This is a genomic window from Methylobacterium variabile (genome assembly GCF_001043975.1).
Classification (GTDB): domain Bacteria; phylum Pseudomonadota; class Alphaproteobacteria; order Rhizobiales; family Beijerinckiaceae; genus Methylobacterium; species Methylobacterium variabile.
The window spans coordinates 1-26,749 of the sequence record NZ_LABY01000016.1; the positions used below are offsets into that span (position 1 = coordinate 1).

The following is a 26,749-nucleotide window of genomic DNA, read 5'->3' on the forward strand; positions in this document are numbered from 1 at the left end:
CCCCCGCCCCCCCTCCGCAACCGCCGCCGGCCGCGCTTCCTCCCCCGCCGCAAGACCGGCCGGCTGCCCCTGCGCCCGCTGGTCTACCGCGACGAGGCGCTGCTGACGGAGGGGGGCGTCTGACCGCCCCCGGCCCCGCCGGCATCTACATCAGCCCTTGCCAGAGCGCGTCGAGGGCGAGGCCGCAGAACAGGATCAGCCCCGCGTCGCGGTTGGCGCGAAACAGCCGCAGCGCCTCGGCGCCGTCCCGCGGATCGAGGCGCGCGACCTGCCAGGCGAGGTGGCCGGCGAACAGCGCGAGGCCGGCGAGGCCGATCGGCCCGGCTCCGGCGCCGGAGAGCGCGAGGCCGATGAAGAGGACCGCCGCCAGGAAGCAGCCCGCCACCGCGAGCCGCACCCGGGCACCGAAGAAGCGGGCCGAGGACTTGATGCCGGCGATCTCGTCGTCCTCGATGTCCTGGACCGCGTAGATGGTGTCGTAGCCGACGACCCACGCGATGGCGCCGGCGTAGAGCCAGTAGGCCGGTGCGTCGAGGCGACCGAAGAGGGCGACCCAGCCCATCAGGGCGCCCCACGCGAAGGCGAGGCCGAGCACCAGCTGCGGCATCGGCATCACCCGCTTCATGAACGGGTAGATCGCGACCGGCGCGAGCGAGGCGAGGCCGACGAGCACCGCCGTGCGGTTGAACTGCAGCAGCACCGCCAGGCCGACGAGGGCCTGAAGCGCCAGGAAGACGAGGGCGTGGCGGACGCGCAGCCGGCCGGAGGGGAGAGGGCGCAGGCGGGTGCGCTCGACGCGGGCATCGAGGTCGCGGTCGGCGATGTCGTTGTAGGTCGAGCCCGCGCCCCGCATGGCGACGGCGCCGACGAGGAACAGGCCGAGGTGCCAGAGGCTCGGGCCGGGCTGCCCCGCGGCGATGGCCGCCAGCGCCGCCGACCACCAGCACGGCAGCAGCAGCAGCCACCAGCCGATCGGCCGCTCGATGCGGGCGAGGCGCAGGTAGGGGCGCAGGGCCTCGGGGGCGTGCCGGTCGACCCAGTGCCCCGTGACCGCGTCGGCGACCGGACGGTCCGGGGCGGCCATCATGCCGACTGTGCCGGTCTCACCCGGGACGGGGCGCCGCTCACAGCGCGCCCTGCGGCACCCGGAAGCTGCCGGTCAGGCCGGGCCCGCCGAGGAGGCCGCCGCCGCCACCGCCCTGCTGCTGCTGCGCCGCCATGGCGCGGGCCTTCTTCTCCATCGCCGCCTGCTGCTGGGCGGCGTTGCAGACCTTGCCGCGCAGGGTCGTGACCCGGCCGTGATCGGCCTTGAAGCCCTCGACGAACGAATCCGGGATCGAGCACCAGTCCTTGTTGGCCGAGATCCACTTCAGGCCCTCGTTGCCGTTGGCCTGGAGCTTGGTGAACAGCGTGCAGGCGGCCGCCGCGGTGATCTTCGCCTTCTTGCCCTCCGAGGCGGAGTTGACCTTGGAGACGATGTCCTTGCGCTCGGTCAGCGTCTTCTGGATCGCCGTGCAGTCGGCACCCTGGGCCTGGGCGGCCCCGCCGAGGAGCGTCGCGCCGAGCAGGCTTCCGGCCAGCGCCGCCACGGTCACACGCATGCAAGTCATCTCCCAACCCCCCAAAGTCCGGGCCTCTGCTCCGCGCACCAGGCCGACCCGCCCGCGCGGCGGCCCCGGCGGCGCGTCCGGCATACCCGAAGAAATCCTTGCCGCTCCCGGCACCGCACCGCTTTCTGCACAGGAATGTGGCGCCATCGTGCGGGCGGCGGCCGGCGGCAACCGCCCCGGCGATGGTCGCCGCCGTCTGTTGCGCCGAGAACACAGCCGGGACGATTGACATTCCGCCCCGGCCTCGGCGAGCAGAGCGGCCATGGCGGCCTACGATTTCAACGCTCCCCGGCTCTTCCTCGACATCCCGATGCGCGCGGGCGCGCGGCACACCCTCGACCGGGCGCAAGCCAACTACCTGCTCTCGGTGCTGCGCCGAGCGGCGGGCGAGCCGGTGCTGGTGTTCAACGGCCGTGACGGCGAGTGGCGGGCCGAGATCGAGCCCACCGGCCGCAAGGCGGCGGACCTGGTGCTGCGCGCCCAGACCCGGCCCCAGACCCCGCCCGGCGACCTGCACTACCTGTTCGCCCCGCTGAAGGCCGCCCGCCTCGACTACGTCGCCCAGAAGGCGGTGGAGATGGGCGCGAGCCTGATCCAGCCGGTCGTCACCCGGCGCACGCAGGGCGACCGGATCAAGCTCGACCGCCTGCGCGCCAACGCGATCGAGGCCGCCGAGCAGTGCGGCATCCTGGGGCTGCCGGAGATCCGCGACAGCGCGCCGCTGCCCGAGGCCCTGGCCGCCCTCGCGCCCGAGCGCCTGCTGGTATTCTGCGACGAGGACGCTCCGGTCGCCGACCCCGTCGCGGCCCTGACCCGGGCCGGCGCGGCGGCCAAGGACGCCGCATCCGGGAACGGCGCCGTCCCGCTGGCCGTTGTGATCGGGCCGGAGGGGGGGTTCACGCCGGAGGAGCGCAGCCTGATCGGGACCCGCCGGAACACCGTCCGCCTCTCCCTCGGCCCGCGGATCCTGCGCGCCGACACCGCCGCCGTGGCGGTCCTGGCCCTGGTCCAGGCCGTGCTCGGCGACGGCCGGTCCGGGGCCTGACCGCGCCGCATCGCCGGGCTCCCGCCGCAATCCGGGCGCTGATATCGGAGCCGCCCCGCGCTCGGAGCGGCGGCCGATCGCAATCTGGCCGGCCGTTGCTCCAAGTCATTGATTGAACGCGCCCTCCTTCTCCAAACCGCCCGCCGGCTCCGGGGAGGACAGGGGTCGTGATCGATTCGCGGCGCGGCCGTCGGCGCGCCGCGGCCCGCTGTTGCCGGAGGTATCTGTATGCGAGCGGAATTCGACGTCTGCATCGAGGAGGAGGTCTTCATCAACGACGCGGGCAAGCGCGACGCGGCCCGGACCCGCACCCGCGACTTGCTGGATGCCTGCCAGGCCAGCTTCCCGCAGGTCCGGGCGGAGCTGATGGAGCCGCAGCTCGTCTGGGCGACGGAGCCGGTGAGCGACCTCGCCGAGGCCCGGCGGACGCTCTCCGCGCTCAGAAGCGACCTCGGGGCGCTCGCGGCGGCGCGGGGCCTCGCCCTGATGGCGTCCGGCACCCATCCGCTCGCCCTGTGGAGCCGGGTGCGCCCCCGCGACCAGGCCGCCCGCGGCCGGGTGCTGCGCGACCTCCAGATGGTCGGCAGCCGCACCGTGGTCTGCGGCCTCAGCGTCGGGGTCGGCGTGCCGGAGGGCGTGTCGCGCATCGACCTGATGAACCGGGTGCAGCCGTTCCTGCCGCTGCTCCTCGCCCTCTCGACCTCGTCGCCGTTCTGGCAGGCGCAGCGCACCGGCCTCCTCGGCTACCGCCTGGCCGCCTCGCGGGAGCTGCCCCGCAGCGGCCTGCCGCCCCTGTTCCGGGACGAGGCGGATTATGCCCGCTACCTCGACACGGTGGTCGCGGCGGGCGCCATCGACGACCCGCGCCATGTCTGGTGGGTGATCTGCCCCTCGCCTGCGGGCCCGCGCCTCGACCTGCGCATCGCCGACAGCTGCACCCGGCTCGACGATGCGCTCGCGGTCGCGGCGCTCTACCGCTGCCTGGTGCGCCGCCTCGCCCGCGACCCGGACCTCAACCGCGACCCGACCGGGGCCTCGCAGGCGATCGCGGCGGAGAATTGCTGGCGGGCCCAGCGCTACGGCATCCACGGCACCTTCGTGTGCGAGACCGCGCGGGCGGCGCGGCCGGTGGCGACGGTGCTCGCCGAGACCCTCGCCCTCGTCACCGAGGACGCGGCGGCGCTGGGCTGCGAGGCCGAGCTCGACCTCGCCCGATGGATCGTCGCCCGCGGCACCAGCGCCGACCGTCAGCTCGCCCTGTTCACCGAGGCGCAAGGCCGCGGCCTGCCGCCCCGGGAGGCGCTGGCCACGGTGGTGGACTGGCTCTCGGCCGAGACGGTGGGGGCGAACCCGACACGGCATTGAGATGCCGGACGGATCGACCGCGCGGCGGTCGCGCGTTCGGTCAGTCGCAGGCCGCGTGGCAGACGGCTTCGATGTTGTAGCCGTCCGGGTCGACCACGAACGCCGCGTAGTAGTCCGGATGATAGCGCAGGCGCAGCCCGGGGCGGCCGTTGTCGCCGCCGCCCGCTTGGAGCGCGGCGGCGAAGAAGGCGTCAACGGCCGCCCTCGACGGTGCGCTGAAGGCGAAATGGATGTGCGGAGCGGGGGGAGCGCCCACGGCGATCCAGAAATCCCCGCCGGGATCGAGCGATCGCCCCTCGCCCTCGGCCACGCCGAACCCGACCGAGGCAGCGGCTTCCCGCCTCACCACGTAGCCCAAGGGCGCGAGGGCCGCGGCGTAGAAGCGCCGGCTGCGGTCGAGGTCGGACACGTCGATGGCGAGGTGATCCAGCACGCGTCGTTCTCCCTCCAAATGAAGGCAATGTCCCTTCGCTCGAGCCCTATCGAGCGGGCTTCGGCGGAACGATGCGCCTCACCGCCCCACCGTGCACTCGATCTGCCCGTGCGGCTCGTCGGTGGCGATGAAGACCTGGTTCGGGTTGTCGAGGCCGAACGGGGACAGGTTCGCCAGCAGGTAGTGCTTGTTCGGGCAGGCGAGCGTGATCGTCTCGATCTCCGGCACAGCCGCCAGCGCAGCCGTGCCCATGCGGTAGAGGCTGTCCTGCAGGCTGTGGCTGTAGCTACCGGCGAAGACCCGCAGCAGGGCGTCGAGGATCCGGGCGTTGGCGGCCTCGTAGTCGGCCGGCTCTCCGGCCCAGCGCCAGGACGCCTCCATGCTGGTGGCGGCGATGCGGTCGTGGGTCTCGGGGATCGTGGTGTAGGGATCCTTGACGTAGTTGGCCCAGCCCGATTCCGTGCTCTTCAGGAAGGTGAAGCCCGAGAGGCCGGACTCGACCACCGCACCGTCGCGGCGAAGCTCCACCCGGGCGGTGGCCTGGCCGTTTCCGTCCAGCGTGAAGGCGTGGGGATGGGCCGCGCCGTCGATCGCGAGGCGGTTCCAGCGGGTCTCGTGGCCGGTGACCGTGGCCGCCTCCATCTGCGGGTAGCTGTCGAGGAGGCGTTGCGCCACCGCCCGGCAGAACGCCTCCGTCGGAAGGGTCGGGCACTCGCGGGCGACGACGTAGACGACGTTCTTGATCGTGTCGGTCGAGACGGTGGGGCTGTTGTCCGCGTCGGTGAAGGTCCGGTCGAAGGCGCCGGTCAGCATCGCCTTCACGGTCAGCTCGCGCACCTCGTGCCGGTCGCCGTCGCGGTGGACGCGCATCACCCGCACTCGGCCCTTGCCGTAGGTCTTGTGCAGCAGGGTCATCGAAACCTCATCCAGACGATCCAATCTCGGCTCCGCCCGATGCGGGATCGAGCGATCACGAAATCCCGCGCGGCGAGCACCGCCTCAGACGTGCTCGGCCGCCGCCGCGGACGCCGAGGCCTCCCGGCTCGCCTGCTCGGTGCTGCCGACGCCGTTGAAGAAGGCGTTGAGCAGGACCGCGGCGATCGAGGCGAGCAGGATGCCCGATTCAAGCAGCGGATGCAGGGCGTGCGGCAGGTTGCGGAAGAAGGTCGGGGCCACGAGGGGGATCATCCCGAACCCGACCGCGACCGCCACGACGAACTGGTTCTTCGGCTGCCCGCGGAAATCCACCCCCGCGAGGATGCGCGCCCCTGTGGCCGCCACCATGCCGAACATCACGAGGCCGGCGCCGCCCAGCACCACCTGCGGCACCGCCTCGACGAGGGCGGCCATCTTCGGCAGCAGGCCGAGGGCGAGCAGGATGATGCCGCCTGCCACGGTGACGTAGCGCGAGCGCACCCCGGTGACGCCGACGAGGCCGACATTCTGCGAGAACGAGGTGTACGGGAAGGTGTTGAAGATGCCCCCGAGCAGGGTGCCGAGCCCGTCGGCCCGCAGGCCCCGGGCGAGGTCTCGCTGCGAGACCGGCCGGCCGGTGATCTCGCCGAGCGCCAGGAACATGCCGGTCGATTCGATCATCACCACGATCATCACCACGCACATCGTGGCGACCGGCACGAGGTGGAATTGCGGCCAGCCGAAGTGGAACGGCAGCACCGGGGCGAACCACGGGGCCGCCGCAACCTTGTCGAGGTGCATGAGCCCGAGGAGCGCCGCCAGGACGGAGCCCGCCACGATGCCGAGCAGCACCGCGACGTTGGCGACGAACCCCCGCCCCCAGCGGATCAGGCCCAGGATCATCAGAAGCACCAGGAAGGCGATGCCGAGGCCGCCCGCCTGCGCGTAGTTCGGGTTCGGCACCGCGGCGGGCACGCCGTCGATCAGCTTCGTCAGGGTCGGTTGACCACCGCCGGCCCAGTTGATGCCGACCCGCATCAGCGAGATGCCGATGACCAGGATGATGGTGCCGGTGACGACCGGCGGGAACAGCGGCAGCAGGCGGCTGACATAGGGCGCCACCAGGAGGCCGAAGAGGCCGGCGGCGATCACCGAGCCGTAGATGCCCAGGAGCCCGACCCCCGGCGTCGCCGCCATCGACAGCATCGGCCCGACGGACGCGAAGGTCACGCCCATCATCACCGGAAGACGGATGCCGACGCCCCGGAAGCCGGCGCATTGAACCAAGGTCGCGAGGCCGCAGGCGAACAGGTCGGCGCTGATCAGGAAGGCGACCTCTTCCGGACGAAGTCCGAGCGCCCGGCCGATGATCAGCGGAACGGCCACCGCGCCCGCGTACATGACCAGCACATGCTGCACCGCGAGGGGTACGAGGCGGGCCGGCGGCAGCATCTCCTCGACAGCGTCGGCGGGCTGGACTGGCATGGGGCGCCTCTCTTCTTGTAGTGTCCTAGGGTTAGCGCGAGGAAACCGGCTGCAACGCCCCTGCGTCTGGCCGTCCCCTCATCATCGCGCATCCTCGGCGAGCCGCAAGCGCCGTGCCAGGTTCTCCCTGTTTGGCCGGGCCCGGGTTGCGGGCCCGGCCGCCTGGGTATTTGTTCACCATTCCGGGCCGAATGTGCCCGCGCGGCCGGCACCCCGCGGCCCGGCACCGGGCCGGGGCCGGCCGCGTTTCTTGTCGCGAGCAACGGACGAAGGCAGCCATGCGAACCATCGTGTACGCCGACGGCGGCTGTGATCCCAATCCCGGCCCGGGCGGCTGGGGCGTGGTGATCCAGGCGCCGGAGGGCACCGTCGAGCTGTGCGGCGGCGACCCGCAGAGCACCAACAACCGCATGGAGCTGACCGCGGCGATCCGGGCGCTGGAGCATTTTCCCGAGGGCGCGGCGATCGAGATGCGCTGCGACAGCCAGTACGTGGTGAAGTCGGTCACCGAGTGGATCCGGGGCTGGAAGCTCAAGGGCTGGCGCACCACCACGGGCCCGGTGAAGAACGTCGAGCTGATGCAGCGCCTCGACGAGCTGGCGGCGCGGCGCGACGTGCGCTGGGTCTGGGTGAAGGGCCATGCCGGCGAGGCCGGCAACGAGCGGGCCGACCGCCTGGCGGCGCAGGGGCGCCGGCAGGCCCTCGGCCTGGCCCCGCGGCCGGAGGCCGGCCCGGCCCTCGCGCCGGTGCCGCCCTCCCCTCCGGTGGAGCCCGCGCCGCGCGGCACCTCGATCCCGGTCGAGGGCGCCCTCGGCCTGCGCCTCGCGCGGGCGGCCAAGCAGGCCGGCACCACGCCCCAGGCCTATGTCGACGAGGTGCTGCGCCTCGCCCTCGACCTGGGGCCGGACGGCCTGGCGGCGCTGCGCGAGGCGGCCCGGATCCGCAAGGCGCCGGCGGCGTGAGACCGCCGCGCCGTCGAACGGCCTCGTTCGGCGGCGCCGGCTCAGGACCGGACGGCGCGATGACGGCGCGGTGGCGTGAGCCTTGCGCGACGACGCCCGCGTCAGGGGCGCTCGACGCGGCCGACGCGCAGGGAGAGAGGCCAGCGCACGCGCCTGACGGAATCGGGGTCTCCCCACGCCTCGGTGAGCTCGGCGTGGAACGCCTCGATCGGCCCGCGGCCGACCGCCTTCTCGGCCGCGCGCACGGCGGACCACGTCTCGGTGTAGCCGATCAGGTCCGGCAGGCGCCACGCCACCTCGATGTCGAGGGCAGGGGCGTCGAGCGGCGCGAACGGGAACGGCAGCGCGCGATAGCCCTCCTCGACGTGCCTCCGCTCGGGCGGCCAGTAGGGGCCGATCACCTCGGAGTAGAAGCGCTGGGCGACCTCATCGGCCGCCGCGTCCTCGACGTGCAGCACGCCGTAGGTGATGAGCGCCACCACCGCGCGGGGACGGGCGATGCGGCGCACCTCGGCGTAGAAGGGATCGAGGTCGAGCCAGTGCGCGGCCTGTGCCACGGTGACGAGGTCGGTGCTGGCCTCCGGCAGGCCGGACCGCTCGGCCGGGGCCGTGCGGTAGGTCACGCGCGCGTGCGGCGTGGCGGCGGCGATCTGCTGCGCGCTGGCATCGGTGGCGACGACCTGCGCGAACCGCTCCGCCAGCAGCGTGGAGAGCTGACCGGTGCCGCAGCCCGCGTCGAGCGCCAGCGCCCGGTCGGGCGCGGAATCGGCGAGGTACTCCACCAGGGCGGGCGGATAGGTCGGCCGATGGGCCGCGTACCCGGCGTTGTTCGTCGAGAAGTGGTCCTTGAACGTCGTCATGCCGTCCCTGCCCGCTGCGCGCTCACGCCTGCGGCCACGCTCCGCCCGGGGGCGGGGCGCAGGCCGCTCTCGCGGTCGCCTGGGAGGCCGTAGCGGTCGGGGAGGCTGTCCGCCACCCTGTCGGCCCGCGGGTCCGGCCCGCATCGCCTTGCGTGCCGGGCTTCTTCCGCCGGCTCATGCGCGGGGCGTGACACCAGAGTTCATGCCGCGTCGAGCGGGGGTGCGGGGTACGGCAGGCCGCGATCAGGTCGCCGGACCTGTCAATGGCATCGTCCAGTCGCGACGCAGCCCGTCGCGGGGCGCCGCTGGACCGCCTGCCTCACACCGACCGGCCGTTCACACGGCCGAGCTTATCGAGCTTGACGTAGCGTCAGAGGCAAGAGCTGAAGGACGATCCAGCGCCCGCAAGGCGAGGCAGGACGCGTCACTGTTTGGCGCAGCCATGGCCATGAGGCCGGGCTACCGGCAACGGAACGCAGTCAGGCCGCCGCTCGCAGCACCTGGGCCGACACGAAGCGCTGGATGTTGCGCACGGTCGAGAACACCTCGCGGCTGAGAAGGTGCTCCGGAAACTGGATCTCGAAATGGTCCTCCAGGTCCATCATGACCTGGACGGCGCCGAACGAGTCCAGGCCATTGTCGAACAGGCAGTCGTCGTCCGAGATCCTGTCGATCGTGCGCGCCAGGGTGCCGTGGCGAGCCAAGATCGAACGAATTTCCTGCGCAGACGCCATCTGTCCCATCCTTAACCACCGCGCCACTAGCCTAGGGAGACACAATCCAGAAATCAAACGCAATCATCGGTACTGGTAAACCACCGGATAAAGCCCGGGCGGAGCAGGGCACGGCGGGCGGATCCCCGCTCGATCGTGCGATCGTCCCGCGGCCGGCGAGCGGCACCGATCCTGCCGCGCGCATCGCGGGGCAACGGGCCGCGTCCCGGATACGGACGGCCTTGTACGAGAACGGAACGGGTGGCGGGCGATGCGTGGGCGCGAAGGCTCAGTTCGGTTCGAGGCGCTGGATGCGTGGCGGGGCGTCTGCGCCCTCGCGGTCGCGTTCTTCCACGCGCCGCTGGCCCATCCGTTGCAGAACGAGGCCTGGCTCTCGAACCTGCAGTTCTGCGTCGATTTCTTCTTCGTGCTGTCGGGCTTCGTGCTGCTGCACGCCTACGGCGACCGGCTGGCGACCGGCCGGCAGGTGCTGCGCTTCGCGCTGATGCGCGTCGGCCGGCTCTGGCCGCTGCACGCCGCGACCCTCGCGATCCTGATCCTGCTCGAGCTGGTGCGCCTGGTCTACCTCTCGCGCCACGCCGCCACGCCGGTCGCGACGCCGCCCTTCGGCGCCGGCCACCGGCCGGTCGAGATCGTCACCCATCTGCTGTTCCTGCAGAACTTCGTCACCTTCGGCGACTACAGCTGGAACTTCCCGTCCTGGAGCATCGCGGTCGAGTTCTACGCCTCCCTGGTCCTGGCCCTGACCGTGATGGCGGCGGGGCCGCGGGCGCGCCTCGTCTTCGGGGCGATCGCGGCCCTGAGCGCCCTCGCCCTCTACGCGGTGAGCCCGCGTACGCTGTTCGCGATCCAGAACTGGGGCATCCTGCGCTGCCTGTTCGACATGTTCGTGGGCTGCCTCGCCTATACCCTGCGCGACACGTTGCGGCTGCCCCGCGGCGCCGCGACGGCGGCCGAGACCCTCGCCGCCGCCGCCCTGCTGGCGCTCGTGGCCCTCGCCGCGCCGGGGCCCGGCGCCTACGCGGCCAGCCTCGTCTTCGGCGCCGCGATCGCGCTGTTCTCGCACGAGCAGGGGGCGCTGTCGGGGGTGGCGCGCCGGGGGCTGCCGCAGCGCATCGGCCTGTGGTCGTTCTCGATCTACCTGCTGCACCTGCCGGTGTTCCAGGTCTTCTCCACCGCCATGCACTACGTCGAGCAGCGCACCGGGCTGCCGCGGACGGTCGTCCTGTGGCACGACCGCTACCTCGATTTCGGCTCCGGCCCCCTGAACGTCGCCGTGGCCGTCGCCCTGGTGGCGGCCACGGTGCCGCTCGCGGCCCTGACCTACCGTCTGGTCGAGCGCCCGGCCCTGGCCTGGTTCAAGCGCAACGACGCCCGACTGGCGGCGGAGACGGCCCAGCCGGCCGGCGAGCGGGCCCGCCGGGAGCGCCGGACGGGGGGTGCAGCCGCCCTGGTGCCGCGCTGACCCCGCCCCTGTCTCAGATTGGCATGGCGGGGCGGCCGGAACGCGTTCGGGATCGGTAACCCTCCGACGATTAAGTTCCTGTCCGTGCCCTGCCGGATCAGGGATCAGTTCGACGAAGGCAGGGGCACGAGATGTCGACGGCAGACCACGCCGCGGCCACCACCCGCAGGACCAACGGCACGCTGGCGGATCTGTGGGGATCGGCGCGCCGGCGCGCGGTGTGGATCGTGGCGAGCGCCTGCGCGATGGCGGCTCTGGGCGGGCTCTTCGCGGTCCGGCAGGTGCCGACCTATCGGGCCACGGTCGAGCTGCTGATCGACCCGCAGGCGCTGCAGATCGTCGGGCGCGGCCTGTCGCGCCAGGATGCGCCGGCGCAGGTCGACTTCGCGAACCTCGAGAGCCAGTCGCTGATCCTGCTCTCGGCCAAGCTCCTCGACGCCGTTATCGCCCAGCTCGACCTCGCCGACGACCCGGTGCTCACGCGGGGCAGCCCCGCCGGCGCGGACCGCGCCGTGGTGGCGCTCGAGGCCCTGCGCAAGCGCATCGTGGTGAAGCGGGTCGAGAACTCGTTCAACTTCCAGCTCACCGTGGCCTATCCGGACGCCCGCAAGGCGGCCGAGATCGCCAACACCATCGCGGCCCAGTTCTTCGAGGTCGGGACCCGGGACCGGATCGCGGCGGTGCGCCGCGCCAGCGAGGCGCTGCTGAACCAGCTCGGCGACCTGCGCGGCCAGCTCAACCGGGCCGACGTGGCGGTGGAGCGCTACCGGACCGAGAAGGGCCTGATCGCCTCCGGCGACACCGGCCTGCTGGTGTCGCAGCAGCTGAAGGACCTCTACACCCAGATCACCGCGGCCGAGACCAACCTCGCCCGGCTCTCGTCCCGGCGCGAGCAGGTGCGCCAGCTCCGGGTGCCGGACGGGCAGGTGCAGGCGATGCCTGAGGCCGACACCTCCCAGGTCATGGTCTCGCTGCGCACCCAGTACGCCCAGACCATCCAGGAGCTCGCGACGCTCTCCCGCAGCCTCGGGCCCAGCCACCCGCAGATGATCGCGCTCGCCGCGCAGCGCGCAGCGACCGCGCGGCTGATCGCGGCCGAGGCGGACCGCATCCGCCGCACCATCGAGGAGGACCTGCGCCGCGGCGAGGAGAGCTTGCGCCAGCTGCGCGGCCGGGCCGAGCGGCTGATCCAGAACCAGACCAGCAGCAACCAGGAGGGCATCCGCCTGCGCCAGCTCGAGAGCGAGGCGGAGGCGATCCGGCGCACCTACAACCTCGTGCTCGACCGGGTGAAGGACCTCGAGCAGCAGCAGTCGATCAACCCGAGCAACTCGCAGATCGTCTCGCGCGCCAGCCCGCCGCTCAAGCCCTCGAACACGCCGGCCGCGATCGTGGTGGCCGCCGCCGGCCTGTTCGGCGCCGTCCTCGGCCTGATCCTCGGCTTCCTCTACGACGTCTGGCGCGGCACCATCACCACGGTCTCGGGGCTCGGCACCGCCGGCGCGCCGGTCTGGGCACGCCTGCAGCGGGCGGGCCGCGGCGACCGGCACGGGAGCACCGAGCAGGCGCTCGTCACCGTGGCCCGGGAGCTGCGCACCCGGCTCGCCGGCCGCGGCCAGGCGGTCGTCGTCACGGTGGCCTCGGACGGGCTCGCGGCCGAGCGCCTCCACGCGGCGGAAACCCTCGCCGACCTCCTGATGCGCCTCGGCGAGCCGGCCCTGCTGGTGCCGGAGCAGGCCCATGCCCGGCTCGGCTTCGGCGACGGCCCGGGCACCGGCGCGCAGGTCCGGGGCCGGACCGCGCTCCTCGACCCCGCCCGCGGGGTGGAGCGGCTGGTGCGGCCCGAGATCATCGTGGCCGAGCGGGACGTGACGCGCGGCGACAGCTGGCTGTCGATCCCCGAGACCTCGGACGCGATCCTCCTCCTCGTCGCCCCCGGCCGGACGACCCGCGCCCGCCTCGAGCGCCTGCTCGAGACCCTCGACGGCGCCGGCCGCTTCCGCGCGCAGGGCCTGCTCGGCCTCGTGGCGGTCCAGGCGCGGCGCGCGGCCTTCCCGCGCTGGCCGGCTCCCGAGCGGCGGCCGGTGCCCGGCCGCATGCGTGCGGCATGAACCTCATTGGCATGAACCTCGCGGCTGCCGCGCCGGCCGCCGACTGGCGCGGGCCCTATCAGGCGCGGGCGGCCTACGGCGTGCTGATCGGCGCCCTGGTGTTCAACGCCGTCCTCTGCTTCCTCAACACCGCCGGCTTCCCGGTGAGCGGCGGCACCGTGATCGGCGCCGAGGTCGCGATCATCGCCGTCACCTTGGGCTTCGCCCTCGACGACCGGCCCGGGCCCTGGCTGATCCTCGCGGGGCTCGTCGCTTACGGGCTGCTGCTCCTCGCCCTGCGCGGCTCGACCGACGTCAAGGGCGTGCGCGACTTCCTGATCCCGGTCGTGTTCTACAATCTCGGCCTGCGCAATCCCGACCTGCGCGACGCCGACCGGGCGGTGCTGGCCAGCGGCGTCATCGTGGTGGTGATGGGGCTGTTCGAGTACGGCCTGTTCGACATCTACCAGCAGTACTTCAACATCGTGCGCTACTACGTGGCCCGCGGCAGCATGTCGGCGTCGGAGATCAGCGAGCTGACCGGATCGCTGTTCACCAGCGGCATCCGGCCGGATTCGCGCACCATCCTGCCGTTCCTCGGGCCGCACCGGGTCTCGTCGGTGTTCCTGGAGCCGGTCTCGGCCGGCAATTTCGGCGCCGTGCTGTTCGCCTGGGCCCTCTACCGCCGCACCATGCGGGGCCGGGCCTGGCTGTTCACCTGCGCGGCCGTCACCATCATCCTGGCCGATGCCCGCTTCGGCGCCTACGTCTGCGTCGCCATCGCGGGGGCGATGCTGGTGGGCCACCGCCTGCCGCGCCTGCTCTGGTTCGCCCTGCCCTTCACGATCCTGCTCGGCCTCACGATCTACGGCTTCGAGAGCATGCAGGTGACCTGGCAGAACGACATGAGCGGTCGCCTGCTCTGGGCCGCCCTGCTCATCACCTCGCTGCCGCCGGAGGGCGTCCTCGGCATCATGCCGGACAAGCTGTTCCTGTCGGATTCGGGCTACGCCTACGCGCTGACGCAGATCGGGGCGGCGGGCACGCTGGTGGCGTGGAGCCTGTTCGTCCTGATGCCGGCGCGCAACCCCGACGGCTGGCGCCTGCGCTGCGCCATGGCGGTCTATACCTGCCTGCTCCTCGTCATCAGCGACTCGCCGTTCTCGATCAAGACCGCCGCGCTGGTCTGGTTCATGCTGGGGGCGGCGGATGGCGCCCCGCCGGAAGATACCCCGCCGCGGGAGGCGTGATCCCCGGGCAGGGGCGGCGCGCCGCCCGCCTCACCCGGCCGGGCGGTCGCCCTCGGGTCCGAGCACGAGGTCGAGGAAGCCGTCGAGGGCCGCGCCCGCATCGAGGGGGTCCTCGGCCCCGTAGAGGCCGTTCCACAGGGTCGCCATCAGGGCCGGGGCGATCAGGAGCTGCGGCATCCGCACCAGGGCGTCGGAGCGCAGCTCGCCCCGCGCGACGGCGCGCGCGGCGAGGCGCCGGATCGCCTCGGTCCCCGGGTCGATCACCCGGCGGCGGTAGATCGCGGCGAGGGCCGGGAAGCGCGGGCCCTCGGTCGCCACCAGCCGGATCACCGCCGCCCGGCGCGACCCTTCGAGGTCGGAGAGGAGCGGCCGCAGGGTGCGGTCGAGGGCGGCCCGGAAGCTCTCCTCCGGCCCGGGCGGCGCAGCCATCGCGCCCGCGAGCGGATCGCCGATCGCCCCCGCGACCACGCCCTCGAACAGCGCCTCCTTGTCGGGAAAGTGCAGGTAGAGCGTGCCCTTGGCGAGGCCGGCGCGGGCCGCGACGTCGCTCATCCGGGCGGCCGAGAAGCCGTCGGCCAGGAAGGCGTCGAGGGCGGCCGCGAGGATCAGCCGGCGGGTCTCGGCGGTCTTGGCCGGGCTCGGCCCGCGGGTGCGCCGGGACGAGGCCGGCGCACCCGCCCGCGCTCCGGCATTTCTGGACGCATCGGTCATTTTTGACTTGCCGCCGCTCGTCTCGCGATCAAAACTGACCCCGTGGTCATATTCGCCTTGAGGGAGGAGCGCCATGCCCACCGTCCCCGAATCCACCGCCTCCAAATCCGCCGCGCCCAAATCCGCCGCCTCGGACCCGCAGGTGCTGATCGTCGGCGCCGGCCCGACCGGCCTGGTGCTCGCCCTGCAGCTCGCCCGCCGAGGCGTGTCGGTGCGGATCGTCGACCGGGCGGACGGCCCGGGCACCGCCTCGCGGGCGATGGTGGTGCAGGCCCGCACCCTCGAGTTCTACCGCCAGCTCGGCCTCGCCGACGCGGTGGTGGCCGAGGGCGTGCGGATCCCGGCGGTCCACCTGCGGGAGGGCGGCGCGGAGGTGGCACGCCTCGCCTTCCGCGACCTCGCCGAGGGCGAGAGCCCCTACCCCTTCGTCCTCGCCTACGCGCAGGACGACCACGAGCGCCTGCTGGTGGGCGCGCTCGCCCGGGCCGGCGTCGCGGTCGAGTGGGACACGGCGCTGACGGGCCTGGCGCAGGACGAGGCCGGGGTGCGGGCCGTCCTGGAGCGCGGGGGCAGCGAGGAGACCTGCCGGGCGGCCTATCTGTGCGGCTGCGACGGCGCCCACAGCCGGGTGCGGGAGGGTCTCGGCATCGGCTTTCCCGGCGGCACCTACGACCAGCTCTTCTACGTCGCGGATGCCCGTGTCGCCGGGGGCTTCCGGGAGGACCTGTCCATCCACCTCGGCGCCCACGGCTTCGGGCTGATGCTGCCGGTGCGCCTCTCGGGCATGCAGCGCCTGATCGGCCTCGTGCCCGTGGCGCTCACCGCGAGGGCCGGCCTGACCTTCGAGGACCTGCGGCCGAACGTCGAGCCGCTGATGGACATCCGGGTCGAGGCGGTGAACTGGTTCTCGACCTACCACGTCCACCACCGGGTGGCGGAGCGCTTCCGGGCCGGGCGCTGCTTCCTCGCGGGCGATGCCGGCCACATCCACAGTCCGGCCGGCGGCCAGGGCATGAATACCGGCATCGGCGACGCCGTGAACCTCGCCTGGAAGCTCGCCGGGGTGCTGGGGGGCCAGGCCGATCCCGCCCTCCTCGACACCTACGAGCCGGAGCGGATCGCCTTCGCGCGCAGCCTCGTGGCCACCACCGACCGGGCCTTCCGCGCCGTGACCGGGCCGGGCCTCGGCAGCCAGGTGCTGCGGACCTGGCTCCTGCCGCACCTCCTTCCGGTGCTCTGGGGCTTTTCCGCCGCGCGCCGGCGCCTGTTCGACACCGTCTCGCAGATCTGCATCGCCTACCACGACAGCCCCTTGAGCGAGGGCCGGGCCAGCGCGGTGCAGGGCGGCGACCGGCTGCCCTTCGTGGCGGAGCCCGACAACTTCGCCCCCCTCGCCACGCTCGCCTGGCAGATCCACGTCTACGGCATGCCGCGTCCCGACCTCGCCGCCGCGGCGGGACGGGCCGGGCTGGCGCTCCACGCCTTCCCGTCGAGCGAGCCGGCGCGGGAGGCGGGGCTGGCGCGGGACGCCGCCTACCTGGTGCGGCCGGACGGCTACGTCGCCCTGGCCCTGCCGGAGCAGGAGGCCGGGACGCTCGCGGCGTATTGCCGGCGGTGGGGCCTCGGGCCGGCCGATCGCCGCGACGGCGAACAGCGTTAACCCGGCCTTAAGAGGAGGCCTGCCCAGGTTGCACGACGTGAGAATCAGCCCCGGGCTGGTGTTCGCGGATGGCGCCGTGGAAGTCGTTCATGCTGGACACCATCCGGATCTCGCTCAAGGTTCTGAACGCGGTCCAGCTCGCCGCCGTGGCGGCCGCGGCCTTCGCGCTGGCGTGGTTCGGGGGGGCGCTCTCCGGCGCCCGCCCGGTCGCGGGGATCGAGCGGCCCGTCCTCGGCCAGGCCGCCCGGGCCTTCGCCGACGCGGTCGACGAGGAGCTCGGCGGGTCGATCGCCGACGCCCGCAACGCGGCCCTGCTCCTGCGCCTCGACGACCCGGCCGTGCCCGACGCCTGGCGGGCGGCCCGCCTGCGGGACTGGCTCGCCCTCAACCCGCGCTACCGCGACGCCGTCCTCCTTGCCCCCGACGGGGCGCTGCGGGCGGCCGGCGCGGATCCGGCGCAGGGCGCGGGCCCGGCGCGGCGAGCCTGGTTCGCCCGGATCCGCGGCGCGGAGGTCGCCGTCACGGCCGGCCCGGAGGGGTCCGACGTGCCCTTCGAGGTGACCCTGGCGCTGGGGCCTCCCGGCCGGTCGGACCGCCTGCTGCTCCAGGCCGCGCCCACCTACTTCGACGGCATCGGCGCCCGCGTCCGCCGCGCCCTCGGCCGGGCCGAGGAGATCCGCTTCGCGGTGGCCGGGGCGGACGGGCGGGCGCTCGTCGGCCCGCTGCCGGCGGCGGGCGACCCGCGCCCGCACGAGGCCGCCCCGACCCGCGGCAGCCGCGACCTCGCCAGCCCCGGCTGGATCGTCACCGCCGTCGCGCCCGAAGTCCCGGCCCGGCCGTCGGGGCCGGATGCGCGCCTCGTCGGCCTCGGGCTCGCCCTCGTCCTCGCCGCGGCCGCCCTCGGCTACGTCCTCGGCGGACGGGTCTCCGCGCGGCTGCGCCGCCTGGCCGACGAGGCCGCGATCCCCGGCGAGGCCGCATCCGACGACGCGCCGGCCTCGCGGATGCACGAGATCGCGGTGATCTCCGGCAGCGTCCGCGACCGGACCCGGAGCGCCGACGCCCTGCTCGCCGGAGCCGGGACCGGCCTCGACCGGGTCCGCGGCCGCCTCCACACCTTCGAGACGATGTCGGGCTGGACCTGCTGGGAGATCGACCCCGAGACCCGGCAGGTCGTGTGGTTGGACCGGGACGGCGCCGGCGCCCTCGCGGTGGCCGACCGCGTCGCCACCCTGGGCGACCTCGCGGCGCGGTTCGAGCCCGCCGACCGCCCGCTCCTCGACCTCACCCTCGCGGCGGCGCTCGCGGCAGACGGCCCCCACGACGTCGTCCTGCACACCCGGGGCCCGGGGCCCGAGAGCGGCCGCCGCCTCCTGGTGCGGCTCCTGCGCGGCCGCGACGCCGACGGCCGGCTGCGGGTCAACGCCCTCAGCCGGGAGATCCGCGAGGGCGACGCCGCCGACACCCCCGCGGGCGCCAACGAGCGTCGCCGCAACCTCGTCCTGCGCCGGGTCACCGACGGCATCGTCCACGACTTCAACGACGTGCTGACGGTGGTGCTCGCCAATCTCGGGGTGCTCCGGCGCCAGACCGCCCTCGACGCGCGGCAGGCGGGCCTGACCGACGCGGCCCTGGCGGGTGCCCAGCGCGGGGCCGCCCTCACCCGGCGCCTGCTCGGCCTGGTGCGCGGCGGCGACGGCCTCGGCAAGGGCGACCTCGCGGAGACCGACCTCGCCGCGACCGTGACGGCCTTCCTGCCCTTCCTGCAGGCGAACGTCCTGCGCGACGCACCGGTGGTCACCCGCATCCCCGCGGGCCTGCCCAAGGTGCTGTGCGACGAGCGCATCCTCGAGCTCGTGCTGCTCAACCTCGCCTTCCACGTCCGCGACCTCGGCCTGCACGGCTTCGCGGTCGGGGCGGCCGAGCACCCGGCCGACGAGCCGCGGGCGCCCGGGATGCCGGCGGGCCCCTGCCTGCGCATCCTGCTGGCGAGCGGGCGCCGGCTGCCCGATGCGCCGGTCCCCGCCGGTGCGCCGCGGGCGGTCGAGACCGCGGCGCAGCTGGTGCGCGAGTGCGGCGGGGGCTGGCGCCTCGTCTGCGACGGGCGGGGCGCGGAGGCGTTCCTGGCCGAGATCTGGCTGCGGGCCGAGGCCTGCATCGCGGGGGACGACGCCGCGCCGGCGGAGCAGGCCCCCTTGCGCATCCTGCTCGTCGAGAGCGACAGCCTCGTGCGGGCGAGCCTCGTCGAGGCGCTGGGCGAGCTCGGCCACGCCGTGGTCCAGGCCGCCTCGGGCGAGCACGCCCTGGCGCTGCTGGCCCGGGACGCCGCCTTCGACGCGATGATCGCCGACCAGGCGATGCCGGTGATGACCGGCCTCCAGCTCGCCGCCACCGTGGTCGAGCGCCATCCGGGCATCCGCGTCATCCTGGCGAGCCCGCACGGGCAGCTGCCCGCCGCGGCGCGCCGCTTCCTGCAGCTCGACAAGCCGTTTCGCCGGGAAGACCTCGCCGCCGTGCTCGGCTCCGCCGCCTCGGCCCGCGCCGCCTGATCGGGCGGCTGCACGCGAGATCCGGCCCCGTCGCCGCGGCCGGGCGCAGTATACGGGCCAAGCTAGGCTAAATTTTCCTAGTGTGTTTTCCCTGAATGAGAGCCAATTTTTAACTGTCCCACGGGATAAATCGGTGCGTCAGCGTATCGACATCTTGTGGAGCGAGCGGCCGTGTATGCCTCGAGCCAGCATCGAACACTGCGCGCTCCCGTCGGCGCGGTTCTGGCCGTTCTGGCCGCGGCCGGCGCGGCCCAGGCGGCAGACCTGAAGCGGGCGAGCACGAGCACCAGCGCCGACTGGTACACGGGCGCGGAGCAGCAGGCGGTCGACGACAGCTGGGCGATCGCCGTCGACGGCTCGACCAGCGTCACGTCGAACAGCTCCGCCTTCGGCTCCATCACGGTCACGGCGCCGCTGGCCGGCGCGCCGACCCAGAGCGGCCCCCGGGTGCGGGTCGAGGCCATCGCCGGCACCTACTCCTATCCGGGCCAGGCCGTCGCCTCGCGGGTGACCGGCTACCAGCAGGAAGGCTCGGTGATGGGCGGCTACGAGTGGGTCTGGCGCGACGCCGCCCTCGCCGGCTTCATCGGCTTCAACGTGCGCAGCAACCAGCTCTCGATCCCCGATCCCGGCAACCCGGTGGTCGGCACCGGCATCGGCCTGCGGGTCGCGGCGAACTTCTACGCCAACCCCACCGACCGCACGATGGTCTCGGCCTACGGCTCCTACTCGACGAAGTTCAACGCCTACTACTCCCGCCTGCGCGTCGGCTACATGGTCGCCGACGGCGTCTATATCGGCCCTGAGGCGCTCTTCCTCGGCGACGACTTCTTCCGGCAGTACCGGATCGGCGCCCACCTCTCCGGCGTGAGCTTCGGGCCCGTGCAGATGTCGCTGGCGGCGGGCTTCGTGCAGGACCGGGTCCAGGGCTCGGGCTACTACTCGAGCATCGAGGCGCGGGCGAACTTCTGAGCCGCCGCCCGGCCGGCGCCCGCGTCCCGGGCCGGCGCGCCGCTACAGTGCCTCGCCCCGCATCAGCCGGGGCTGGCGCCCGCGCAGGCCGGCCGCCTCGCGGATGAACAGGCGCTTCAGGCCCGGCATGCGGTCGACGAGGCCGAGGCCGAGGTCGCGGGCGAGCCGCACCGGCAGGGCGTCGTTCGAGAACAGGCGGTTGAGGCCATCGGTGGCCGCGCCCATCGCCAGGGTGTCGAAGCGCCGGCTGCGCTCGTAGGTCTCGAGGGCTTCCGGACCGCCGGGATCGAGGCCGAGGCGCATCGTGTCGGCCAGGGCCTCCGCCAGGGCGGCGGCGCTGCGCAGGCCGAGGTTCAGGCCCTGGCCGGCGATCGGGTGGATGACGTGGGCGGCATCGCCCAGCAGCAGCAGGCGCTTCGCCCCGAAGCGCCGGGCGATGCCGAAGGAGAGCGGGTAGGCCCGCAAGGGGGATTCGAGGGCGATGCGCCCGAGCGCCAGACCGAAGCGGCGCTCGACCTCCGCCAGCGCCTCCTCCGGCCCGCCGCCGATCAGGGCCGGCACGTCCGCCTGCCGCTCGGTCCAGACGATGGAGGAGCGGTGGCCGAGCGGCCCGCCGGGCGGCAGCGGCAGCACCGCGAAGGGGCCGGAGGGCAGGAAGTGCTCGATCGCCCGTCCCTCATGGTCGCGCTCGTGCGCCACCGTGGCGACGATGCCCGACTGGGGATAGGACCAGCCGACCCAGCCGATGCCGGCGGCCTCGCGCAGGCGCGAGCGCCCTCCATCCGCCGCCACCACGAGGTCGGCCCGGATCTGCCGCCCGCCCGGCAGGCGCGCCGTGATCGCGCCGGCCTCCGGCGCCGCGGCGAGGACGGGGCTCGGCTCCAGCACCGCGCCGGCCGCGGCGGCGGCGTCCCGCAAGGCGGCGAGCAGGCCGCCGCCCTCGACCATGTGGGCGAAGGGCTCGCCCGGCTCGACCTCGCCGCCGAAGGTCAGGAAGGTCGGCCGCACCGGATCGGCGAGGCGGCTGTCGGTGACCACCATCTCGCGGATCGGCTGGGCTCCCCCCGCCACGGCGTCCCAGACGCCGAGGCGCTCCAGCATCCGCCGGGCGGCGGCCGCGACCGCGTAGGCCCGCAGGTCCCGCGGGGCGTCCGCGCGGCCGAAGGCCGGGTCGCAGACCGTGACCCGCACGGTCTCCCCGAGCGCCTGCCGCAGCGCGAGGGCCAGCGCCAGCCCCGGCAGCCCGCCGCCCGCGACGACGATCTCCCGCGCCGCTCCCCGCCGCCCGCTCAAGCCCTCACCTTGCGCCATGCCTTTGTCCTGCGCCATGTCGCCGTCGCCCGCTGCTCGTCTGGTGGGCAGGGCTCATAGCATGACGGCGAGCCCCGCGTCGCTTGACGGCGCGTCGCCGCCCGCGTCAGCTACGCGCCCCTTCACCAGCCCGGATCTCTCCCTTGCGCGCGGTCGCCGACCTCCTCGACATCCTCGACCTGGAGCCGCTCGAGCAGAACCTCTTCCGAGGCCGCTCGCCGCGGGACCGCTGGCAGCGGGTCTTCGGCGGCCAGGTCATCGGCCAGGCCCTCGTCGCGGCGACCCGGACCGTGCCGCCCGAGCGCCGGCCGCACTCGCTGCACGCCTACTTCCTGCTCGGCGGCGACCCCAAGGTGCCGATCATCTACGAGGTCGACCGCATCCGCGACGGCCGCAGCTTCACCACGCGGCGGGTGGTGGCGATCCAGCACGGTCGGCCGATCTTCTCGATGTCGGCCTCCTACCACGTCGAGGAGCCGGGCTTCAGCCACCAGGCCGAGATGCCGGCGGTGCCCAGCCCTGAGGACCTGCCCGGCGAGGGTGCCCTCAAGGCCTCGGTGATGCCGCGGATGCCCGATCCGGTCCGGGCCTATTTCGAGCGCGAGCGCCCGATCGAGCTGCGGCCGGTCGAGATCGAGCGCTACGCCGCGCGGCAACCCGGCCCGGCCCGCTTCCACGTCTGGATCCGGGCGACCTCGGCCCTGCCGGACGATCCGGCGGTGCACCAGGCGGTGCTCGCCTACGCCTCCGACATGACGCTGCTGGACACCTCCCTCAGCCCCCACGGCCGCACGGTGTTCGAGAGCGAGATCCAGCCGGCGAGCCTCGACCACGCCCTGTGGTTCCACCGGCCGTTCCGGGCCGACGAGTGGCTGCTCTACGCCCAGGACAGCCCGAGCGCGTCGGGCGGCTGCGGCTTCTCCCGCGGGCTGATCTTCACCCGCGACGGCACCCTGGTGGCCTCGGTCGCCCAGGAGGGTATGATCCGCGAGAAGCGCGTGGCGCCCGAGCCGGAGGCGTGAGCCGCGCGATCTGCATCATCTTTGTGCAATTGACGATGATTTAAGCTGCATTGCCACCGCGAGCGGCTTCAATATCCGCATTCGGCCCAGGAACCGGGCAGCTTGTCCGTAGGTCCGGTGCCGATCCGTGGCACGTTCCTTGATTTAAGCCCTCCGAGACCGGAGCCAGGGCCGACGGGTTCGCCCGGGCTCCGGATCACGCCTCGACCCGGCTCGCCCGGGCGGGACGCCAAATCGAAAGGGGGCTCGTCCCATGAAGATCGTCATGGCCATCATCAAGCCGTTCAAGCTGGAGGAGGTCCGCGACGCCCTCACCAGCATCGGCGTGCACGGCCTGACCGTGACCGAAGTGAAGGGCTACGGGCGGCAGAAGGGGCATACCGAGATCTATCGCGGCGCCGAGTATGCGGTCAGCTTCCTGCCCAAGCTCAAGATCGAGGTGGCGGTGGCCGTCGACCTCGTCTCGAGCGTCGTCGACACCATCGCGGCCGCCGCCCGCACCGGCCAGATCGGCGACGGCAAGATCTTCGTGATGCCGCTCGAGAAGGCCGTGCGCATCCGCACCGGCGAGACCGACGCCGACGCCCTCTAGAGCCGGCGCGCCGCCCCTTTCGCGGGCGGCGCCCGCGGGGCCCGCACGCCCCGCCCCCGATTCCTTCATGCCGAATTTTCTTGAGACCATCGGGAGTTCCTCTTCCATGAAGCTTCGCAACGTCCTGGCTCTGGGCCTGGGAGGCGCCGCGCTGGCGCTGGTCCTGGTAGAGCCGTCCCTGGCGCAGACGCCGACCGTCGAGGCGGCGCCTGCCGCAGCGGCGGCGCCGGTGCCCAACAAGGGCGACACCGCCTGGATGCTCGTCGCGACCGCGATGGTGCTGCTGATGTCGATCCCCGGCCTCGCCCTGTTCTACGGCGGCCTGGTGCGCACCAAGAACATGCTGTCGCTGCTGACCCAGGTCTTCGCCATCGTCAGCCTCGCCTGCATTCTCTGGGTGTTCTTCGGCTACAGCCTCGCCTTCACCAACGGCGGCGGCCTCAACGACTTCGTCGGCGGCTTCTCGAAAGCCTTCCTGCGCGGCGTCGACGCGAACTCCGTCGCCGCCACCTTCACGAACGGCGTGGTCATCCCCGAATACGTCTACATCTGCTTCCAGATGACGTTCGCGATGATCACCCCGGCGCTGATCGTCGGCGCCTTCGCGGAGCGGATGAAGTTCTCGGCCCTGCTGCTGTTCTGCACGCTGTGGCTGATCTTCATCTACTTCCCGATGGCCCACATGGTCTGGTACTGGGGCGGCCCCGACGCGGTCGGCAACGCCGCCAAGGCGCTGGCCGCGGCCACCGACGAGGCGTCCAAGAAGTCGGCCCAGGACGCGCTCGACGCCGTCAACGCCGATGCCGGTCTGCTGTTCAAGTGGGGCGCCCTCGATTTCGCCGGCGGCACGGTCGTCCACATCAACGCGGGCATCGCCGGCATCGTCGGCTGCCTGATGATCGGCAAGCGCATCGGCTACGGGCGCGACCTGCTCGCCCCGCACTCCCTGACCATGACGATGATCGGCGCCTCGCTGCTCTGGGTCGGCTGGTTCGGCTTCAACGCCGGCTCCAACCTCGAGGCCAACGGCTCGGCGGCGCTCGCCATGCTCAACACCTTCGTGGCCACCGCGGCGGCCGGCCTGTCCTGGCTCATCGTCGAGTGGGTCGCCAAGGGCAAGCCCTCGCTGCTGGGCATGCTCTCGGGCGCGGTCGCCGGCCTCGTCGCCGTCACCCCGGCCTGCGGCTTCGCCGGCCCGATGGGCTCGATCGTGCTCGGCCTCGTCGCCGGCGCCGTCTGCTTCGTGATGTGCTCGACCGTCAAGAATGCGCTCGGCTACGACGACTCCCTCGACGTCTTCGGCGTGCACTGCATCGGCGGCATCATCGGGGCGCTCGCCACCGGCATCCTGGTCAACCCGGCCCTGGGCGGCGTCGGCTCCCCCGACTACGCCACCAAGCCCGGCGAGCTCGTCGCCGCGGCCTACGAGTTCGGCCCGGCCTTCCTGTCCCAGGCCAAGGCGGTCGGCTTCACCATCCTGTGGTCGGGCATCGGCTCGGCGATCCTCTACAAGATCGTCGACGTGGTGGTCGGCCTGCGGGTGACCCAGGACGAGGAGCGCGAGGGCCTCGACCTCGCCGATCACGGCGAGCGGGCCTACAACTACTGAGGCCCGGGTGCGCCGGGGTGCGGTCTGCGCCCCGGCGTCCAGAGCGATGCGAAGGCCCCGGTGCGGTTGCGCCGGGGCCTTCTGCGTTCCGGGGGACAGACCGGCGGAGCGCGAAAGTCTCCCGGGCTCCCGAGGGCGAGGAGCCGACTGCCCGCTCGACGAAATGTCCAGCAGGACCAGCGCATTCCCGCCGCCTCGCGCAGCACCGCAACGGGCAGTTAGCCTTAAACGACCATTAACCGCATCGCTCCATCCTCGCTTCTCAGTTCCGCGTACCTGGTTCACCCACGCATGCGTTCGCTTCGTCGCTCGGCATCGCCCTACGATGCCCTCATCGACACGTCCCGCGCGTTCCTGACGCGGCGCGTGACGGAGGTCACCGGCCTCGCCCTGCTCCTCGGGGCGGCGGCCTTCACGGTGGCCCTGGCGACGTGGTCGATCGACGACCCGAGCCTCAACCACGCCACCTCGCGGGCGGCCCGCAACCTGCTCGGCTTCGGCGGCGCCGTGGTGTCGGATCTCGGCATGCAGCTCCTCGGCCTCGGCGCCCTGGCCTTCGCGCTGCCGCCGGCGGTGTGGGGCATGCGGCTGCTGCGCACCCACCGGCTGGCGCGGCTGCAGCTGCGGCTGGTGCTCTGGATCATCGGTTTCGGGGCGGCGAGCGGGATGGCGAGCGCCCTGCCGCCCACCGCGCGCTGGCCGCTGCCGACCGGGCTCGGCGGCGTGGCGGGCGACGCGCTGCTCGGGGCCGCCAAGGCGATCGCCGGCCCGGCCGGGGCCTTCGCGGGCTTCCTCTACGCCGCTGTCGCGGTGATCAGCCTGACCGGCGCCTGCGGCTTCGGGCTGATCGAGGACGACGACGAGGAGGACGAGGCGGAATCCTACGCTCCGGTGGTGAGCCGCTACGACGAGCGGCAGGGCCGCCGCGGGGCCGCCGCGGCCCACGACGACGAATCGCCCGGCCTCGGCCTCGCGTCCCTCGGCGCCCTCGCGCATCTCGCGATCAGCGCCCGCGCCGCCGTGGCGCAGCGCATCGACGCTTTCCGCGGCGGGTCCTGGCGCCGGGACGGCGCCGACCCCTATGCCGGCAACTCCCCGGCGCTCGCCGCCCGCCGCGCCTTCGCGGAGCCGGGCGAGGCCGAGCCCCTGGATGACCTCGAGCGCCCCACGCGGGTAGCCCGGCGCGAGCCGGTCTTCGCGGAGAGCCCCCCGCGCCGGGTCGAGCCGGCCCAGCGCCGCGGCGAGCCGGCGATCCACGACGAGCCGGAGGACGAGGACGACGGCTTCGCGCCGGAGCCCGAGCCGGCCCCGCGCGCCCGCGTCGCGCCCCCGCCGCCGCCGATCCAGACCCGCCGTGCGCCGCAGCCGGGCCCGGCCTCGCCGGATTCCTACGAGATGCCCGCCCTCGCGCTGCTGGCCGAGCCGCGCCAGCCGGCGCCGAGCGCCGCGGTGTCGACGGACGCGCTGGAGCAGAACGCCACCCTGCTCGAATCGACGCTCGAGGATTTCGGCGTGCGGGGCGAGATCCTGGCGGTCCGCCCGGGGCCCGTCGTCACGCTCTACGAGCTCGAGCCCGCGCCCGGCACCAAGTCGAGCCGCGTCATCTCGCTCGCCGACGACATCGCCCGCTCGATGTCCGCCATCTCCGCCCGCGTCGCCGTCGTGCAGGGCCGCAACGCCATCGGCATCGAGCTGCCGAACCTCAAGCGCGAGACCGTCTACCTGCGCGAATTGCTGGCCTCCCCGGCCTTCGCCGAGACCAAGCAGAAGCTCGCGCTCTGCTTGGGGAAGAACATCGGCGGCGAGGCGATCATCGCCGACCTCGCCCGCATGCCCCACCTGCTCGTCGCCGGCACCACCGGCTCGGGCAAGTCGGTCGCCATCAACACCATGATCCTCTCGCTCCTCTACCGCATGAAGCCGGAGGAGTGCCGCCTCATCATGGTCGATCCTAAGATGCTGGAGCTCTCCGTCTACGACGGCATCCCGCACCTGCTCTCGCCGGTCGTCACCGATCCCAAGAAGGCGGTCATCGCCCTCAAGTGGGCGGTGCGCGAGATGGAGGAGCGCTACAAGAAGATGTCGAAGCTCGGCGTTCGCAACATCGAC

At 73.3% G+C, this 26,749-nt stretch carries 22 protein-coding genes; 13 read left to right on the forward strand and 9 right to left on the reverse strand.

Features of this window, described 5'->3' with window-relative positions; translation table 11 throughout:
• Positions 1-145: 145 nt before the first annotated feature.
• Both ubiA and VQ02_RS02390 read right to left on the reverse strand, forming a co-directional pair.
• A complete protein-coding gene (ubiA, locus tag VQ02_RS02385) occupies positions 146-1,087 on the reverse strand; it encodes a 4-hydroxybenzoate octaprenyltransferase (RefSeq protein ID WP_157080463.1) in 942 nt (313 codons plus the stop codon).
• 37 nt (positions 1,088-1,124) lie between these two features.
• Positions 1,125-1,610: a hypothetical protein gene (locus VQ02_RS02390; protein WP_083468997.1), complete on the reverse strand. Its 486-nt coding sequence runs from the start codon at positions 1,608-1,610 to the stop codon at positions 1,125-1,127.
• 262 nt (positions 1,611-1,872) lie between these two features.
• Between VQ02_RS02390 and VQ02_RS02395 the strand changes: the two genes are divergently transcribed.
• Positions 1,873-2,655, forward strand: coding sequence for a 16S rRNA (uracil(1498)-N(3))-methyltransferase (locus VQ02_RS02395; protein WP_048442558.1), 783 nt, complete (start codon positions 1,873-1,875; stop codon positions 2,653-2,655).
• 228 nt (positions 2,656-2,883) lie between these two features.
• Positions 2,884-4,020 (forward strand): YbdK family carboxylate-amine ligase, encoded by a 1,137-nt coding sequence (locus VQ02_RS02400; protein ID WP_048442559.1) that lies wholly within the window; start codon positions 2,884-2,886, stop codon positions 4,018-4,020.
• 40 nt (positions 4,021-4,060) lie between these two features.
• Here VQ02_RS02400 and VQ02_RS02405 read toward each other — a convergent pair whose 3' ends face one another.
• The 3 genes from VQ02_RS02405 to VQ02_RS02415 all read right to left on the reverse strand — a co-directional run bounded on the left by VQ02_RS02405 (position 4,061) and on the right by VQ02_RS02415 (position 6,853).
• Positions 4,061-4,453 carry a VOC family protein gene (locus VQ02_RS02405; RefSeq protein WP_048442560.1) on the reverse strand — a complete coding sequence of 131 codons (393 nt, stop codon included), beginning with the start codon at positions 4,451-4,453 and terminating at the stop codon, positions 4,061-4,063.
• Positions 4,454-4,531: 78 nt separating this feature from the next.
• Complete coding sequence (pucL, locus tag VQ02_RS02410) at positions 4,532-5,368, reverse strand: factor-independent urate hydroxylase (protein ID WP_048442561.1); 837 nt, start codon at positions 5,366-5,368, stop codon at positions 4,532-4,534.
• Between the two features lie 84 nt (positions 5,369-5,452).
• Positions 5,453-6,853 carry a nucleobase:cation symporter-2 family protein gene (locus tag VQ02_RS02415; protein WP_048442562.1) on the reverse strand — a complete coding sequence of 467 codons (1,401 nt, stop codon included), beginning with the start codon at positions 6,851-6,853 and terminating at the stop codon, positions 5,453-5,455.
• A gap of 278 nt (positions 6,854-7,131) precedes the next feature.
• Here VQ02_RS02415 and rnhA point away from each other — a divergent pair, with 278 nt between their 5' ends.
• Entirely contained in the window at positions 7,132-7,815 is a 684-nt protein-coding gene (rnhA, locus tag VQ02_RS02420) for a ribonuclease HI (protein ID WP_048442563.1), read from the forward strand.
• A 101-nt stretch (positions 7,816-7,916) separates the two neighbouring features.
• Here rnhA and VQ02_RS02425 read toward each other — a convergent pair whose 3' ends face one another.
• Positions 7,917-8,675, reverse strand: a complete 759-nt coding sequence (locus VQ02_RS02425) for a class I SAM-dependent methyltransferase (protein WP_048442564.1) — start codon at positions 8,673-8,675, stop codon at positions 7,917-7,919.
• A 479-nt stretch (positions 8,676-9,154) separates the two neighbouring features.
• Positions 9,155-9,409: an acyl carrier protein gene (locus VQ02_RS02430; protein WP_048442565.1), complete on the reverse strand. Its 255-nt coding sequence runs from the start codon at positions 9,407-9,409 to the stop codon at positions 9,155-9,157.
• 250 nt (positions 9,410-9,659) lie between these two features.
• Here VQ02_RS02430 and VQ02_RS02435 point away from each other — a divergent pair, with 250 nt between their 5' ends.
• From VQ02_RS02435 to VQ02_RS02445, 3 genes are all read left to right on the forward strand, one after another.
• Positions 9,660-10,874: an acyltransferase family protein gene (locus VQ02_RS02435; protein ID WP_048442566.1), complete on the forward strand. Its 1,215-nt coding sequence runs from the start codon at positions 9,660-9,662 to the stop codon at positions 10,872-10,874.
• A 131-nt stretch (positions 10,875-11,005) separates the two neighbouring features.
• A complete protein-coding gene (locus tag VQ02_RS02440; protein WP_048442567.1) occupies positions 11,006-12,985 on the forward strand; it encodes a GumC family protein in 1,980 nt (659 codons plus the stop codon).
• Positions 12,982-14,214 carry a hypothetical protein gene (locus VQ02_RS02445; RefSeq protein WP_167350700.1) on the forward strand — a complete coding sequence of 411 codons (1,233 nt, stop codon included), beginning with the start codon at positions 12,982-12,984 and terminating at the stop codon, positions 14,212-14,214. Before VQ02_RS02440 ends, VQ02_RS02445 begins: the two co-directional genes overlap by 4 nt.
• A 30-nt stretch (positions 14,215-14,244) precedes the next feature.
• On the opposite strand, the gene VQ02_RS02450 is transcribed toward VQ02_RS02445, so the two are convergent.
• Positions 14,245-14,925, reverse strand: coding sequence for a TetR/AcrR family transcriptional regulator (locus tag VQ02_RS02450; protein ID WP_048442569.1), 681 nt, complete (start codon positions 14,923-14,925; stop codon positions 14,245-14,247).
• A 73-nt stretch (positions 14,926-14,998) separates the two neighbouring features.
• On the opposite strand from VQ02_RS02450, the gene VQ02_RS02455 reads away from it, so the two are divergent.
• From VQ02_RS02455 to bcsS, 3 genes are all read left to right on the forward strand, one after another.
• Positions 14,999-16,585: an FAD-dependent oxidoreductase gene (locus VQ02_RS02455; protein WP_048442570.1), complete on the forward strand. Its 1,587-nt coding sequence runs from the start codon at positions 14,999-15,001 to the stop codon at positions 16,583-16,585.
• A gap of 89 nt (positions 16,586-16,674) precedes the next feature.
• Positions 16,675-19,134: a response regulator gene (locus tag VQ02_RS39685; protein WP_048442576.1), complete on the forward strand. Its 2,460-nt coding sequence runs from the start codon at positions 16,675-16,677 to the stop codon at positions 19,132-19,134.
• 231 nt (positions 19,135-19,365) lie between these two features.
• Positions 19,366-20,106 carry a cellulose biosynthesis protein BcsS gene (gene bcsS / locus VQ02_RS02465; protein WP_245239606.1) on the forward strand — a complete coding sequence of 247 codons (741 nt, stop codon included), beginning with the start codon at positions 19,366-19,368 and terminating at the stop codon, positions 20,104-20,106.
• 42 nt (positions 20,107-20,148) lie between these two features.
• Here the strand turns inward: bcsS and VQ02_RS02470 are convergent, their stop codons facing one another.
• Positions 20,149-21,435, reverse strand: coding sequence for an FAD-dependent monooxygenase (locus VQ02_RS02470; protein WP_209436965.1), 1,287 nt, complete (start codon positions 21,433-21,435; stop codon positions 20,149-20,151).
• A gap of 125 nt (positions 21,436-21,560) precedes the next feature.
• Here VQ02_RS02470 and tesB point away from each other — a divergent pair, with 125 nt between their 5' ends.
• The 4 genes from tesB to VQ02_RS02490 all read left to right on the forward strand — a co-directional run.
• Positions 21,561-22,439: an acyl-CoA thioesterase II gene (tesB, locus tag VQ02_RS02475; protein WP_048442571.1), complete on the forward strand. Its 879-nt coding sequence runs from the start codon at positions 21,561-21,563 to the stop codon at positions 22,437-22,439.
• Positions 22,440-22,692: 253 nt separating this feature from the next.
• Positions 22,693-23,031 (forward strand): P-II family nitrogen regulator, encoded by a 339-nt coding sequence (locus VQ02_RS02480; protein WP_048442572.1) that lies wholly within the window; start codon positions 22,693-22,695, stop codon positions 23,029-23,031.
• 106 nt (positions 23,032-23,137) lie between these two features.
• Entirely contained in the window at positions 23,138-24,640 is a 1,503-nt protein-coding gene (locus VQ02_RS02485) for an ammonium transporter (RefSeq protein ID WP_048442573.1), read from the forward strand.
• 291 nt (positions 24,641-24,931) lie between these two features.
• The coding region (locus tag VQ02_RS02490) for a DNA translocase FtsK 4TM domain-containing protein (RefSeq protein WP_048442574.1) at positions 24,932-26,749 on the forward strand (1,818 nt) is incomplete at its 3' end.

Bases quoted from the DNA above. Each gene is read 5' to 3' on its own strand.
- ubiA (WP_157080463.1), bottom strand. From the start codon at position 1,087: ATGATGGCCGCCCCGGACCGTCCGGTCGCCGACGCGGTCACGGGGCAC.
- VQ02_RS02390 (WP_083468997.1), bottom strand. From the start codon at position 1,610: ATGACTTGCATGCGTGTGACCGTGGCGGCGCTGGCCGGAAGCCTGCTC.
- VQ02_RS02395 (WP_048442558.1), top strand. From the start codon at position 1,873: ATGGCGGCCTACGATTTCAACGCTCCCCGGCTCTTCCTCGACATCCCG.
- VQ02_RS02400 (WP_048442559.1), top strand. From the start codon at position 2,884: ATGCGAGCGGAATTCGACGTCTGCATCGAGGAGGAGGTCTTCATCAAC.
- pucL (WP_048442561.1), bottom strand. From the start codon at position 5,368: ATGACCCTGCTGCACAAGACCTACGGCAAGGGCCGAGTGCGGGTGATG.
- VQ02_RS02415 (WP_048442562.1), bottom strand. From the start codon at position 6,853: ATGCCAGTCCAGCCCGCCGACGCTGTCGAGGAGATGCTGCCGCCGGCC.
- rnhA (WP_048442563.1), top strand. From the start codon at position 7,132: ATGCGAACCATCGTGTACGCCGACGGCGGCTGTGATCCCAATCCCGGC.
- VQ02_RS02425 (WP_048442564.1), bottom strand. From the start codon at position 8,675: ATGACGACGTTCAAGGACCACTTCTCGACGAACAACGCCGGGTACGCG.
- VQ02_RS02430 (WP_048442565.1), bottom strand. From the start codon at position 9,409: ATGGCGTCTGCGCAGGAAATTCGTTCGATCTTGGCTCGCCACGGCACC.
- VQ02_RS02435 (WP_048442566.1), top strand. From the start codon at position 9,660: ATGCGTGGGCGCGAAGGCTCAGTTCGGTTCGAGGCGCTGGATGCGTGG.
- VQ02_RS02440 (WP_048442567.1), top strand. From the start codon at position 11,006: ATGTCGACGGCAGACCACGCCGCGGCCACCACCCGCAGGACCAACGGC.
- VQ02_RS02445 (WP_167350700.1), top strand. From the start codon at position 12,982: ATGAACCTCATTGGCATGAACCTCGCGGCTGCCGCGCCGGCCGCCGAC.
- VQ02_RS02450 (WP_048442569.1), bottom strand. From the start codon at position 14,925: ATGACCGATGCGTCCAGAAATGCCGGAGCGCGGGCGGGTGCGCCGGCC.
- VQ02_RS02455 (WP_048442570.1), top strand. From the start codon at position 14,999: ATGCCCACCGTCCCCGAATCCACCGCCTCCAAATCCGCCGCGCCCAAA.
- VQ02_RS39685 (WP_048442576.1), top strand. From the start codon at position 16,675: ATGCTGGACACCATCCGGATCTCGCTCAAGGTTCTGAACGCGGTCCAG.
- VQ02_RS02470 (WP_209436965.1), bottom strand. From the start codon at position 21,435: ATGGCGCAGGACAAAGGCATGGCGCAAGGTGAGGGCTTGAGCGGGCGG.
- VQ02_RS02480 (WP_048442572.1), top strand. From the start codon at position 22,693: ATGAAGATCGTCATGGCCATCATCAAGCCGTTCAAGCTGGAGGAGGTC.
- VQ02_RS02485 (WP_048442573.1), top strand. From the start codon at position 23,138: ATGAAGCTTCGCAACGTCCTGGCTCTGGGCCTGGGAGGCGCCGCGCTG.